Raw genomic sequence first — 13,234 nt, forward strand, 5'->3', positions numbered from 1 at the left:
GTGGCCGGTTTGCGAAGATCGCGGCGCCCGGGTACGACCCAATCAACTGCCCTGTCGGTGCTTTCAAAGTCACTTTTCCAGGCCTTGTGGCCCGATCCAATTTGGCGACGGAAGATGGGCGGCGCGGGAGTCTTTTGCGCGCAACGTTCCAGAGCAGCGGCATTTGAGCGAAGAGCAGAGCTAGCCGTCCTCGTAGGCAAGTCTCAGTGCTGGCGACGCGCAGTGGTTGACTGGCATCTGTCTCCAAAGTGTCTCCAAGAAAATATGTGTGTTGGAGACACACTCGGAGACAGCCAAAGCCTTACCGAATAAGGGTTTCGGGAAAAAATTACACCTGTCTCCATGTCTCCACGGTTTTTTGCATGGGAGTTGATACGCCGCGAAGAGCCGAGGACGCTTGACGAGACGCCACGTTCCAGTCGAGTAGTTTTTCAATATTTCGACTGAGAGGCCCGTGATATATCGGTGTCTGGCGCAAAACAAGGCGATGTGGCTCGATCGACCTCGCCAAAGCCTCATCTGACGAAATACTCTCAGAATTCGGGTACTTTTTCGGGTACTTTTGCAACAAAAATCCACGCAACCCCAGCAAATAAAGGGCAATAGGCGGACACCGCCTCCGCCAGAACATCAATGAATACGGGCCTTTCGGCCCGTTTTTCGTTTCTACCCGCCAAACAACCCGCCACCATGCGAATGTCCTTGGATGAGTACATTAGGACTTGTGGCGCACCAAATCCCGCAGATGATGTTCCCGGAACCAGCGGGATAGTCGCTCCTCGTTCTCCGAAACGACCCAGATCCCTGCGCCAAACACAACCACGATCGTCCCTATCAAAATCGCCAACATTGAGTCGCTCATGGCAGCCTCCATCAAAGTCATGGCCACGCTTAAATTTTAGGCGACAGCTTGCACCAATGCCCGCCTTGGGTGTCGCCTTGGGTGTAATCATCCGTGTGCACTTGCTAGGCAGATGCCAAGCACTTCTAGATACATCCTTGCCGGATGCTCCAAGCATTCCTTCAAGCACCCTCGTTGCATCGCGTTGGGCTGCGTTGCCGTGCGTTACACGCCCTGCAAGACGGTCTCGAATTTGGGACAGTTCCGGTTTTGGTACCGCTGGCGTCCTATCGTGGGCCTAGTCCCGATTCGTGACGCCTTGGGGACCGGATATTGCTGTCCAGTTCATGAAGGGGGAAAAGATCATGATCAGACTATTCGGCATATTGGCCTTAGGGGCCGGTCTCGCGGGCTGTGTGGTGGCCCCGCCATACCAGGACGGCTACGGTTATGGGCCAGTACCTGCGTACGACTATGGCCCCGGCTATTACGCGCCGCGCACTAATATTGGCGTCGGCGTTGGTGGGGGGAGCGTTGGCGGCGGCGTTGGTGTTGGAGTAGGCGTCGGTTTCTGAGCCAGCGCGAAGCTCGGCGCATCGACTGCGTCGATCGGCGCGTGCGCGATGACGAACATGAGCGGCAATGTCGGCGTGAATATCGCGGCCGGTGTGAGCAATGCCCAGTTCAATGGACTCGTGGTTCACCGAGCTTAAGCATTGACGCGACCCGTTGAACGCCGTTATCCCACTGCCCCGAACGCGCGCCAAAACTCAAGACACCAACGCCGCTAGCTAAACCAGCGCGGTCGCCTCGACCTCGATCTTGAAACCGTAATGCAGTTGAGGAACCGGCACGACGGCTCTCGCCGGACGCGCTTCACCGGCCCAGCGCGCGTAGATCTGATTGAAGCTCATCCAGTTCTCGACATCGACGATGTAGACGCGCACCTGCACCAGTTGCGCGACGCTGCTGCCGACGCTTTCGAGCGCGGCCTGCACATTGGCCAACACCTGTTCGGCCTGATCCTCGAACGAGGCCTCGGATAGCTTGTCGCCTTGCGCGGTGATCGGCAATTGTCCCGAGACGAACACGAAACCATTTGCGACCGCGACGTGACTGTAATGACCGCCCGGCTGCGAAAGCGTAGCGGGATTGTCTGTATGCGGCAGATGCGGGTCGTGCAGGCTACCAGCCATGAATATCACTCCAGGTGTGACGGCGGCACACGACACTGCGTACGACTCATCCGCACGACCGCATCCCGTTTCGCAAAAGCGATGAAGTGATCACGCGAGGAATCATGCAACGCACTAGCGCTGCCCACTTCAGGCACAGCGCCTCGCATAATAAACACGCTTATACAAATAAGCCGCACGCATCACACGCTAAGCATCTCCAGCTTCTCGCGCGCATCCGCACAACGGTGGTTCAGGTCGCGATGCATCAATTGACTGTCGAGCAGTGTCGATACATCAGACAAACCATAATCAAAGCGCAAGACGTATTCGATGTCTGTGTAATCGTGATAGGCGCCGCTGTCCGCCAGCTTCTGCGCTTCAGCGAATGCAGCTTGTTGCCGTTCGCCGTTCATCAAATCTCTGATCGCCATGAATGCCGCTCCGAGGAACAGTGGCTCCATCATAGCAATGCAAATTGAGACACACGGTCGCGCGCGCGCAACACCTGGTGTTTTCCGTAGACGCCGCGCGGCTCGCGCCTCGCCCGTCCTCAAACGGCAGCGACAGGCGCCTTGATCCCATGCCACCTGACAACCAGAATCCGGCCGAGATAACACAGCAAGCCCGCCACGCCGACCGTCACGCCCATGCCCTTGGGCGAACCGTCCTGCCAGAGTCCAACCGCGAGGCTCGACAACGCGCCGAGCGCCAACTGCACGGCGCCGAACACGGCGGCCGCGGCGCCGGCATTCATCGGATAGCGATGCATCAGATCGGTCGTGCAGTTCGCGGACAGAAGTCCGACGACGCCGACCACGAAGAACAGTCCGAACACGATCGACCACAGACCGCCCCAACCGGTCAACGAGACGAGACAAACAAACAGCGAGGCAATGCAGCTTACGGTTGCAGCAAAACTAATGATCGGCAGCGAGCCGAGCCGGCCGACAAGCCGCGTATTCATGAAGTTGCCAAACATGATGCCGACGATATTTAGCGCGAACAGGAAGCCGTAATGCTGCGCCGACACATGGAAATACTCGATGTAGACAAACGGCGTCGCGGTGATATACGCAAACATCGACGCGAACGCCATGCCGCCGCACAGCATGTGCCCCCACGCAACCGGATCGCGCAGCAACTTGCCGTACGCGCCGAACGACTTCAGCAACGCCGAATGCGCACGCTTCTCACGCGGCCACGTTTCCGGCACCTTGAGAAACGCGGTCACCGCGCACACCGTGCCGAATAGCGTCAGCACGATAAAGACGACACGCCAGCCGCCGATCAGCAGCAACTGCCCGCCGAGCAGCGGCGCCAGCAATGGCCCGATCGACGTGACGATGGCGAGCATCGACAGCACGCGAGCGGCATCGGTCGGGCCGTGTGCATCGCGGGCAATGGCGCGCGCCAGCACGGAAGCCGCGCCCGCGCCCAGCGCCTGCACGAAACGGAACGTCACCAGCGAGCCGATCGAGAACGACATCGCACAGGCCACGCTGGCCAGCGCATACATCACGATGCCGCCGAGCAACACCGGCCGGCGGCCATAGGTATCGGACAGCGGACCATACAACAGCATGCCGATCGAAAAGCCGAACATGAAGCTGGTGAGCGTCGTCTGCGCGGCGCCAGTGCTGATGGCGAACGCCTGCGCGATGGTCGGCAGGCTCGGCAGGTACATATCGATCGAAATCGGCCCGCATGCGGCAAGCGCACCGAGCAACAGAATCAGCCGGCCATCGGGCCGGCTTCTGGTGACGTGAGACATGGGAATCCAGATGAAGCGCCGCACCGTTGTCGGCAGCGGAACAGGTGAAACGGGGAAAACAGCAACTTGACGGCCTCAATTGTACGCGACGGTTAACACGGCAGCCGGGCTTCGGACATGATCGAGGCCATGATCGCGAAGACGCGAATGATGCATCGGCGACATGCGGCAAGCACGCCGCCAATCGGTTAAGCTGCCGCCTGAACGCCTCGGGCGACGCGCGAAGCTGTGCGCAGCGCCCTTCCCCGCCATCCTGTACCGACCATGCGATGACCGCATTCCTGTTGATCTGGAGCCCCAAGAAATGGCCGTGGCCCGAGTTGCCCGACCTCGCCAAACGCGTGGCCGCGGGCGTCGCGGTAGCCGACGTATGGGGCTGCGGATTTGCGCGCAGCATCCTGCCGGGTGACCGCGTCTTCCTGCATCGGGTCGCGCAGGAACCGAAGGGCATCTTCGGCTCCGGCTATGTGACGCGTGCGCCATACGAGGTCCCCGATCCGGCGACGAAGCGAGGCTACCGTTTGTGCATCGACTTCGTGTACGACTGGGTGGTCGATGCCCACGAAGGTGTGGTGATTCCACGCGAGATGTTGCGCGCACATCCTTTCTCCGTGCAGACCTGGGACGCGCAGAGTTCGGGCACCGTGATCAAGCCGATGGCCGAAGGCGCGTTGGAAAAGCGCTGGGCGGAACTGACCGGCAAGCGCAAGCCGCCGAAGTTCGATATGCCGGCGGGTCCCACACGCTCGAGCAAGGTCACGGCTCACGCGGCGGTGGAAAAGCGCGCGGCGGACGGCCGCACCGTCACGAAGGCGAAGGAGGCGGCTAAACCGGTCGCTACGCACGTGGCGAATCCGCCATCCCAATCAGTTGCCACGCGGGACAGCAAGCGGATCACGAAACCGGCGACCCGGCCGGTAACAAACACTGCAGCCGCGAAGCGCACGCACAAAAACTGAGCGGGCGACCCGCTGCGCAGGCGCATCCGGAAAACCTGTTCACGCTGACTCCGGTACAATTTCCCCACCTATCCCAGCGCCGCGCGACTCGCCGACAGGCAAGCTGCGCCGCTGCGCAACCCCGATTCCAGCCATCGCCATGTCCAAAAACGAAACCCTTTTCGAACGCGCGCAACGCACCATTCCCGGCGGCGTGAACTCGCCTGTGCGCGCCTTCCGCTCGGTCGGCGGCACGCCGCGCTTCATCGAACGCGCGCAGGGCCCCTACTTCTGGGACGCGGACGGTCAGCGTTATATCGACTACATCGGCTCATGGGGCCCGATGATCCTCGGTCATGTCCATCCGGAAGTCCTCGAAGCCGTGCAGCGCGTGCTGGGCAATGGCTTCTCGTTCGGTGCGCCAACCGAATCGGAAGTGGAAATCGCCGAAGAAATCTGCAAGCTGGTGCCCTCCATCGAGCAGGTCCGCATGGTGTCGAGCGGTACTGAAGCGACCATGAGCGCGCTGCGTCTCGCGCGCGGCTTCACGAACCGTAGCCGCATCGTCAAGTTCGAGGGCTGCTATCACGGCCACGCGGACAGCCTGCTGGTCAAGGCCGGCTCGGGGCTGCTGACCTTCGGCAATCCGACTTCGGCGGGCGTGCCGGTGGATATCGCCAAGCACACCACCGTGCTCGAGTACAACAACGTCGCTGAACTCGAGGAAGCGTTCAAGGCGTTCGGCAACGAGATCGCCTCGGTGATCGTCGAGCCGGTGGCCGGCAACATGAACCTCGTGCGCGCCACGCCGGAATTCCTGCAAGCGTTGCGGCGCCTGTGCACCGAGTACGGCTCGGTGCTGATTTTCGACGAAGTGATGTGCGGCTTCCGCGTTGCCCTGGGTGGCGCGCAAGAGGTGTACGGCATCACGCCGGATTTGACCTGCCTCGGCAAGGTGATAGGCGGCGGCATGCCGGCGGCGGCTTTCGGCGGCCGGCGCGACATCATGGCTCACCTCGCGCCGCTCGGCGGCGTCTACCAGGCGGGCACGCTGTCGGGTAACCCGATCGCGGTTGCGGCCGGCCTGAAAACGTTGCAACTGATCCAGGCGCCGGGCTTTTACGACACGCTCGCCGCGCGCACCACTCGCCTCGTGCAAGGTCTCGCGAAGGTCGCGCGTGAAGCCAAAGTGCCGTTCGCGGCCGACTCGCTCGGCGGCATGTTCGGCCTCTACTTCACGGACTCGATCCCGACCAGCTTCGCCGAGGTCACGAAGAGCGACGTGCCGCGTTTCAACGCGTTCTTTCACAAAATGCTCGACGCCGGCGTGTACTTCGCGCCGTCGGCGTATGAAGCGGGCTTCGTGTCGATCGTTCACGACGACGCAATCGTCGACGCCACGATCGACGCTGCGCGCGGCGCGTTCGCCTCGCTCGCTGCCTGAAGCCGGCGAGACAACATCGCTAAAATCGAAACCCATTACAGCCTAGCCACCGTACCCGACCGGACACCGATGTTTTCGCAAACCGATTTCGTCCATATGGAACGCGCGCTCGCGTTGGCCAAGCGCGGCATGTACACCACCGACCCGAATCCTCGGGTCGGCTGCGTGCTCGTCAAGAACGGCGAGGTGATCGGCGAAGGCTTCACGCAACCGGCCGGTCAGGATCATGCCGAGATCCGCGCGTTGAAAGACGCGCGCTCGCGCGGCCATGACCTGCGCGGCGCCACGGCCTACGTGACGTTGGAGCCGTGCAGCCACTTCGGGCGCACGCCGCCGTGTGCGAACGCGCTCATCGAAGCGCAGGTCGCGCGCGTGGTCGCGGCGATGGAAGACCCCAATCCGCAGGTATCCGGACGCGGTCTCGCCATGCTGCGCGACGCCGGCATCGAAGTGCGCTGCGGACTGCTCGCCCTCGAAGCGCACGAACTCAATATCGGCTTCGTCTCGCGCATGACGCGCGGCCGCCCGTGGGTACGCATGAAAGTGGCGGCCTCGCTGGATGGCCGCACCGGTTTGCCTTCGGGCGATAGCCAGTGGATCACCGGTGAAGCGGCACGCGCGGACGGCCACGCCTGGCGCGCTCGCGCGTCGGCGATCCTGACCGGCATCGGCACGGTCAGGGAAGACGATCCGCGCATGACGGTGCGCGCGGTCGACACGCCGCGCCAGCCGCAACGCGTACTGATCGACAGCCAGCTCGACGTGCCGCCCGAGGCGCAGATTCTGGCCGGCGCACCTACGCTGATCTTCTGCGGCAATCTGGATCAGCGCCATACCGATCGCGCCAACGCACTGCGCGATCGCGGCGCCGAGATCGTCCAGCTGGCCAACCCGGCCGGCAAGGTCGATCTGCCTGGGGTGCTGAAAGTGCTCGGCGAGCGCAACGTCAACGAACTGCATGTCGAGGCGGGCTACAAGCTGAACGGCTCGCTGCTGCGCGAAGGCTGTGTCGACGAACTGCTCGTGTATCTCGCGCCGAGCCTCCTCGGCATGGATTCGATGAGCATGTTCAATCTGGCCGCGCCCGAAACGCTCGAAGGCCGCGTCAAACTGAACTTCCACGCGATCGACCGGATCGGGGAGGATCTGCGGATTCTCGCGCGCTTTGTGCCCCAACACGCGCCCGAGGCCACGCCCGGACCCGGCGGCGATCCCGCGTCCCAACCCGTTTCGAAATGATCAAGGATTAGTACGATGTTCACAGGAATCGTCGCGGCCGTGGGCCGCATTGAATCAGTCAAGCCGCTCGGCACCGACGGCGACGCGGGCGTACGCCTGAACGTCGAAGCCGGTGGTCTCGATCTCGGCGACGTGCAGCTCGGCGACAGCATCACGATCCAGGGCGCCTGCATGACCGTGGTCGCGAAGACCGCCCACTCGTTCGAAGTCGACGTCTCGCGCGAAAGCCTGAACTGCACGGCGGGGCTCGGCGAGACCGGCGACGTCAATCTCGAGAAAGCGCTGCGCGCGCACGACCGGCTCGGCGGCCATATCGTCTCCGGCCATGTGGACGGCCTCGGCACGGTCACGCACTTCGCGCCGGTCGGCGAATCGCACGAACTGCGCGTGCTGGCGCCGCGCGAGATCGGCCGCTACCTGGCGTACAAAGGCTCTATCACTGTCAACGGCGTGAGCTTGACCGTCAACTCGGTTAAAGATCGCGACGATGGCTGCGAATTCTCGATCAACCTGATTCCGCACACCGTCGAAGTGACGGCGCTCAAGCGTCTGAGTGAAGGCACACAGGTGAATCTGGAGATCGATCTGATCGCGCGCTACGTCGAGCGCATGCTGAACGCGCCGAAATAAACGGCCGCAAGCCCTGCCACGCATGGCCCGGCGGCGGCGCCCCGCCGCTTTCAGCCGGTTCATGCGTCCATCGTTTCGACGAGCATAGCAACGGCGGACGGCTCATCGCCAGTCGGCCAAACGGCCTATGCCGTTCGGCGGAGGCGACTTGGGCTCGCGCGTGGCGTAAAATACGCGCTTTCTTCGAAACTCTCGCCAACATGACGCTCGCCTCCACTCTAGAGATCATTGCCGAACTGAAAGCAGGCCGGATGGTGATCCTCGTCGACGAAGAAGACCGCGAAAACGAGGGCGACCTCGTGATCGCCGCCGAATTCGTCACGCCGGAAGCGATCAATTTCATGGCCCGTTACGGCCGTGGCCTGATCTGCCTGACGCTTACGCAGGAACGCTGCAAGCTGCTGAACCTGCCGCTCATGACCTACCGCAACGGCACGCAGTACGGAACGGCGTTCACGGTCAGTATCGAAGCGGCCGAAGGCGTCACGACCGGCATTTCGGCAGCGGACCGCGCCCGCACGATCGCCACCGCGGTGGCGCCGGACGCCAAGGCCGAGCACATCGTGCAGCCGGGCCACGTGTTTCCGATCATGGCCCAGCCCGGCGGCGTGCTGGTGCGCGCCGGCCACACCGAGGCGGGCTGCGACTTCACCGCGCTGGCGGGCCTCACGCCGGCCGCGGTGATCTGCGAAGTCATCAAGGACGACGGCACGATGGCGCGCCTGCCGGACCTGATGGAATTCGCCAAAGAACACGATCTGAAAATCGGCACGATTGCGGATCTGATCCACTATCGCAGCCGCACGGAGTCGATCGTCGAGCGGATTTGCGAACGCACCATGCAGACCGCGCACGGCGCGTTCCGCGCGGTCATGTATCTGGACCAGCCGAGCGGCCAGCCGCACATTGCGTTGGTGCGCGGCACGCCATGCACGGATCAGGACACGCTGGTGCGCGTGCATGAACCGCTGTCGGTGCTGGATCTGCTGGAAGTTGGCGAATCCACCCACTCGTGGACGCTGGACGCGGCCATGAAAGAGATCGCCGCACGCGACTGCGGCGTGATCGTGCTGCTGAACTGCGGCGACTCGAAGGACCATCTGATCGACGTTTTCAAGGCGTTCGACTCTAAGGAAAGAGCCGACGCGCTCAAACGGCGCCCGGTCGACTTCAAGACGTATGGCATCGGCGCGCAGATTCTGCGTGAGCTCGGTGTCGGCAAGATGCAGGTGCTGTCGAACCCGCGCAAGCTGGGCAGCATGTCGGGCTACGGTCTCGAAGTCACGGGCTTCGTGCCGATGCCGGGCAGCAAGCCACAATCTCCGCAACAAGGCTGATCCGACCATTCACGCGCTTAGCGCCCACTCAAAACACTACGGAATTCACATGGAAATCGGACAATACCAACCGAATCTCGACGGCGACGGACTGCGTATCGGCATCGTCCAGGCGCGCTTTAACGAACCCGTTTGCAACGGCCTCGCGGACTCCTGCATCGAAGAACTCGAACGCCTCGGCGTGACCGGCGAAGACGTGCTGCTCGTCACCGTGCCGGGCGCGCTGGAAATCCCGCTGGCGCTGCAAAAGCTCGCCGAAAGCGCGCAATTCGACGCACTGATCGCGCTCGGCGCGGTGATTCGCGGCGAAACGTACCACTTCGAACTGGTCTCGAACGAAAGCGGCGCGGGCATCACGCGTATCGGCCTCGACTTCGGCATTCCGGTCGCGAATGCGGTGCTGACCACCGAAAACGACGAACAGGCCGTCGCGCGCATGACCGAAAAGGGTCGTGACGCAGCGCGCGTAGCCGTCGAAATGGCGAATCTCGCCGTCGCGCTCGAACAACTCGGCGGCGATGACGAGGAAGAAGACGAAGAAGAGGAAGAGGCATGAAGAGCGCACGCCGACGCTCCCGCGAACTGGCCACGCAGGGGCTTTACCAGTGGCTGCTGTCGGGCTCGCCCGGCGGCGAAATCGACGCGCAACTGCGCGGCGCGCAAGGCTTCGACAAGGCCGACCACGAACATCTGAACGCCATTCTGCACGGCGTGATCCGCGATTCGGAAGCGTTGTCCGCGGCAATCGCTCCGTGTCTGGACCGTCCGATCGAGCAACTCTCGCCGGTCGAACGCGCCGTGTTGCTGGTGGCCGCGTTCGAACTGAAGAATCACGTCGATATTCCGTATCGCGTGGTCATCAACGAAGCGGTCGAACTCGCCAAGACGTTCGGCGGCGCGGATGGCTACAAGTACGTGAACGGCGTGCTGGACAAGCTGTCGGCACAACTGCGCGTGGATGAAACGCAGGCGGCTCGCAAGCGTTGAGCGCAAGGCGCATGAGCGGCATGCATGATCGTCGTCATGCGCCTCGCTAAACGCGGCGGCGCAACCGGACCGTTTGCAAGGACGCCGCTTCGCGCGTGAACACTCGCGCCAAACGTCGTCCCGCTTTTGCTTTTGAACTGGATTTGATCGTATGAACTCCGTGACCGAACCCTTGGTGCGGCTTGCTGCACGCGTGGACGCCATCCAGCCTTTCTATGTGATGGAGCTGGCCAAGGAGGCCGCGCTTCTCGAGCGCGAGGGGCGCGACATCATTCACATGGGAATCGGCGAACCCGATTTCACCGCGCCCGGGCCGGTCATCGAGGCGGCCGCGAGTGCGCTGCGCCGTGGCGTCACGCAATACACCAGCGCGCTCGGCCTGCACGCGCTGCGCGAAGCGATCTCGGCGCATTACGCCGACTTCTACGGCGTCGACGTGGATCCGGCGCGGATCGTCGTCACCGCCGGCGCATCAGCCGCATTGCTGCTGGCGTGCGCGGCGCTGGTCGATCGCGACGACGAAGTGCTGATGCCCGACCCATGCTATCCATGCAACCGCCATTTCGTAATCGCAGCCGAAGGCAAGCCGGTGATGGTGCCCAGCGGCCCGGCCGAACGTTTCCAACTCACCGCCGCCGACGTCGAGCGCCTCTGGAACGAGCGCACCCGTGGCGTGCTGCTGGCGTCGCCGTCGAATCCGACCGGCACGTCTATCGAACCGGCTGAACTGGAGCGCATCGTCAAGGCCGTGCGGGCGCGTGGCGGCTTTACGATCGTCGACGAGATCTACCAGGGCCTGAGCTACGACGCAAAGCCGGTGTCGGCGCTCTCGTTCGGCGACGACGTGATCACCGTCAACAGCTTCTCGAAGTACTTCAACATGACGGGCTGGCGTCTGGGCTGGCTGGTAGTGCCGCCCGGCATGGTCAGCGCGTTCGAAAAGCTTGCGCAAAACCTGTTCATCTGCGCCTCCGCGCTCGCCCAACACGCGGCGCTTGCCTGCTTCGAGCCGGAAACGATCGCAATCTACGAAGCGCGGCGTCTGGAATTCAAGCGTCGCCGCGACTTCATCGCGCCGGCGCTGGAATCGCTTGGTTTCTCGGTGCCGGTCATGCCCGACGGCGCGTTCTACGTGTACGCCGATTGCCGCACGGTCGCGCATCCCGCGGCCGGCGACAGCGCGGCGCTCACCAAGGCCATGCTGCACGATGCCGGCGTGGTGCTGGTGCCGGGCATGGATTTCGGTACGCACGCGCCGAAGGAGTACATCCGGCTGTCGTACGCCACCGCCTATCCGAAGCTGGAAGAAGCGGTCGAGCGGCTAGCGAAGTTCTTCGGCAAGGGTTGAGCGAAGCGGCGCGCTCTCAATCGCCAGACGAAAAAAAGGACACTCCTGATGGGTGTCCTTTTTTTGTTGCCGCTTGCTTCAGCATCGAGCCGTCAACTTTGCGCTACCGACCTCAAGCGCCCAACTCCGAAGCCGATGCCACGTGCTTGGTCGCGTTGGCGCTCGCGTCGTCCTGCTCGGAGGAAACCGGTGTCTTCACCGATGTCGCTGCGCTCAATTGATGACTGCCTTCAAGCGTCACCTGCACGCGCTTGCCGTTGCCGGCAGGTGCAGCCGCAGTCGTATTGGTCGACGCAGTCAGAACCGGCGCCTGCGGCGCGTTGATCGGCACCTTGCGGCCACGCGCTACGTCGCGCAGACGGCCGCGCTCGGCCATCACCTTGGCGCCGTAGCCGCCGTCGTCCTGCGAGGTCGAGCCGACGTACAGGCGCAAGCCGCCCGGCAGCGAGCCGCCGCGTGCGATGCAATCCTTCAGCACCAGCGCGCCCACCTTGATGTTCGCGACCGGTTCGAGCGCCGCGCTCTGGCCGCCGAAATACTGGAATTTGTCCGAGTGCACCTTGGACATCACCTGCATCAGGCCTTGCGCGCCCACGCCGCTCTCGGCGTACGGGTTGAAGCCCGATTCAATCGCCATCACGGACAGCAGCAGCAGCGGATCGAGACCGACTTCGCGACCGGTGTCAAACGCGGCCTTCACGAGCTCGCTGACGGGCTCCTGAGCGACGCGATAGCGCCGTGCCAGATACGATGCAACCAGATCCTGCTCGCGGGTCGAGATCAGCACGCGGTCGTCGCGCGCGTCGGCGGATACGCGTTGCGCCGGGATCAGCCGTGCCAGCGCGGTCACGCTTTGCATGGTGCGCGGGTCGAGACCGTTTAGCGCCGCGACACCCATACCGCTCACGCCGGTCGAGCCGGTGGTGTCGAATGCGCCGTCAAAGCTGGTGTTGCCCGCGGTGACGTCGGTGTTGCCGTTGCTACCACTGTTCGTGCCGCTCAAGGCATCGGGGACGTTCGTGTTCGCGGACAGCGAGTCGTCAGAGGACGCGCGGGCGGGCGGTCCGAAAGCCGGCAGCGGGTTGCCCTGCAGCAGACGGGCGGGACCGGCTTGCACAGCGGCGGAAATGACCGGCATCAACTTGGCGGCTAGCGTGCCGCGCAGGGCCGGCATCAGCCACAGTGCGACTGTCAGCACAACGGCGATCCCGCCGACGATGCTGAACAGGTGATGACTCATTCGCGTCCCGCGACGCAGCACACCACGCACAACTTGCGCGATACGCTCATCGGGACGCCACGATAACCAGGCGTTCATTCAGATCTCCCATGTTGCATGATCCGCGAACCCCGCCGGATGAAGAAGCGGTGAGGCACGTTCGCAGAATCAAGACATCGCGTGCTCTGTCTGGTTAGGGCAGCAGCGACGTCGGGAAAACGGCAAATACCGTTTGTGGGGAGCCATCCTGAAAGAGGACCGCGGCATGTCAAAAAAGCATGCGGGCGGTGGCTCCCACGCGA

General features: G+C 63.1%; 12 protein-coding genes and 2 pseudogenes. 9 read left to right on the forward strand and 5 right to left on the reverse strand.

Annotated elements, in window-relative coordinates; translation table 11 throughout:
• Positions 1–533 precede the first annotated feature (533 nt).
• Entirely contained in the window at positions 534–953 is a 420-nt protein-coding gene (locus P0D96_RS26415; RefSeq protein WP_408316277.1) for a hypothetical protein, read from the reverse strand.
• A gap of 490 nt (positions 954–1,443) precedes the next feature.
• Between P0D96_RS26415 and P0D96_RS48820 the strand changes: the two are divergent.
• Positions 1,444–1,554 (forward strand): annotated as a pseudogene (locus P0D96_RS48820) (FapB/FapC family functional amyloid domain-containing protein); the annotation flags it as partial.
• A 78-nt stretch (positions 1,555–1,632) separates the two neighbouring features.
• Here the strand turns inward: P0D96_RS48820 and P0D96_RS26420 are convergent.
• The 3 genes from P0D96_RS26420 to P0D96_RS26430 form a co-directional block, all read right to left on the reverse strand.
• Positions 1,633–2,037: a RidA family protein gene (locus P0D96_RS26420; RefSeq protein ID WP_408316279.1), complete on the reverse strand. Its 405-nt coding sequence runs from the start codon at positions 2,035–2,037 to the stop codon at positions 1,633–1,635.
• A 182-nt stretch (positions 2,038–2,219) separates the two neighbouring features.
• Complete coding sequence (locus P0D96_RS26425; protein ID WP_132373439.1) at positions 2,220–2,450, reverse strand: hypothetical protein; 231 nt, start codon at positions 2,448–2,450, stop codon at positions 2,220–2,222.
• Positions 2,451–2,569: 119 nt separating this feature from the next.
• Complete coding sequence (locus tag P0D96_RS26430; protein WP_408316281.1) at positions 2,570–3,790, reverse strand: Bcr/CflA family multidrug efflux MFS transporter; 1,221 nt, start codon at positions 3,788–3,790, stop codon at positions 2,570–2,572.
• A gap of 269 nt (positions 3,791–4,059) precedes the next feature.
• Between P0D96_RS26430 and P0D96_RS26435 the strand changes: the two are divergent.
• The 8 genes and pseudogenes from P0D96_RS26435 to P0D96_RS26470 form a co-directional block, all read left to right on the forward strand.
• Positions 4,060–4,581, forward strand: a pseudogene (locus P0D96_RS26435) (hypothetical protein); the annotation flags it as partial.
• 307 nt (positions 4,582–4,888) lie between these two features.
• Positions 4,889–6,172 (forward strand): glutamate-1-semialdehyde 2,1-aminomutase, encoded by a 1,284-nt coding sequence (gene hemL / locus P0D96_RS26440; protein WP_408316283.1) that lies wholly within the window; start codon positions 4,889–4,891, stop codon positions 6,170–6,172.
• A gap of 69 nt (positions 6,173–6,241) precedes the next feature.
• The gene (gene ribD, locus P0D96_RS26445) at positions 6,242–7,411 is read left to right on the forward strand and encodes a bifunctional diaminohydroxyphosphoribosylaminopyrimidine deaminase/5-amino-6-(5-phosphoribosylamino)uracil reductase RibD (protein ID WP_132373436.1); all 1,170 of its coding nucleotides are present in this window, start codon (positions 6,242–6,244) and stop codon (positions 7,409–7,411) included.
• Between the two features lie 15 nt (positions 7,412–7,426).
• Positions 7,427–8,041: a riboflavin synthase gene (locus P0D96_RS26450; protein ID WP_408316285.1), complete on the forward strand. Its 615-nt coding sequence runs from the start codon at positions 7,427–7,429 to the stop codon at positions 8,039–8,041.
• Positions 8,042–8,241: 200 nt separating this feature from the next.
• Entirely contained in the window at positions 8,242–9,378 is a 1,137-nt protein-coding gene (gene ribBA, locus P0D96_RS26455; protein WP_132373434.1) for a bifunctional 3,4-dihydroxy-2-butanone-4-phosphate synthase/GTP cyclohydrolase II, read from the forward strand.
• Between the two features lie 49 nt (positions 9,379–9,427).
• Positions 9,428–9,934 (forward strand): 6,7-dimethyl-8-ribityllumazine synthase, encoded by a 507-nt coding sequence (gene ribH, locus P0D96_RS26460; protein WP_006050161.1) that lies wholly within the window; start codon positions 9,428–9,430, stop codon positions 9,932–9,934.
• The gene (gene nusB / locus P0D96_RS26465) at positions 9,931–10,365 is read left to right on the forward strand and encodes a transcription antitermination factor NusB (RefSeq protein WP_132373433.1); all 435 of its coding nucleotides are present in this window, start codon (positions 9,931–9,933) and stop codon (positions 10,363–10,365) included. Before ribH ends, nusB begins: the two co-directional genes overlap by 4 nt.
• Before the next feature lie 151 nt (positions 10,366–10,516).
• Complete coding sequence (locus P0D96_RS26470) at positions 10,517–11,713, forward strand: pyridoxal phosphate-dependent aminotransferase (protein WP_408316288.1); 1,197 nt, start codon at positions 10,517–10,519, stop codon at positions 11,711–11,713.
• Between the two features lie 112 nt (positions 11,714–11,825).
• On the opposite strand, the gene P0D96_RS26475 is transcribed toward P0D96_RS26470, so the two are convergent.
• On the reverse strand, positions 11,826–13,031 hold the full coding sequence (locus P0D96_RS26475; RefSeq protein ID WP_408316290.1) for a transglycosylase SLT domain-containing protein: 1,206 nt from the start codon (positions 13,029–13,031) through the stop codon (positions 11,826–11,828).
• Positions 13,032–13,234 lie beyond the last annotated feature (203 nt).

The sequence above is a fragment of the Paraburkholderia sp. RL17-347-BIC-D genome (genome assembly GCF_046027915.1).
Classification (GTDB): Bacteria; Pseudomonadota; Gammaproteobacteria; order Burkholderiales; family Burkholderiaceae; genus Paraburkholderia.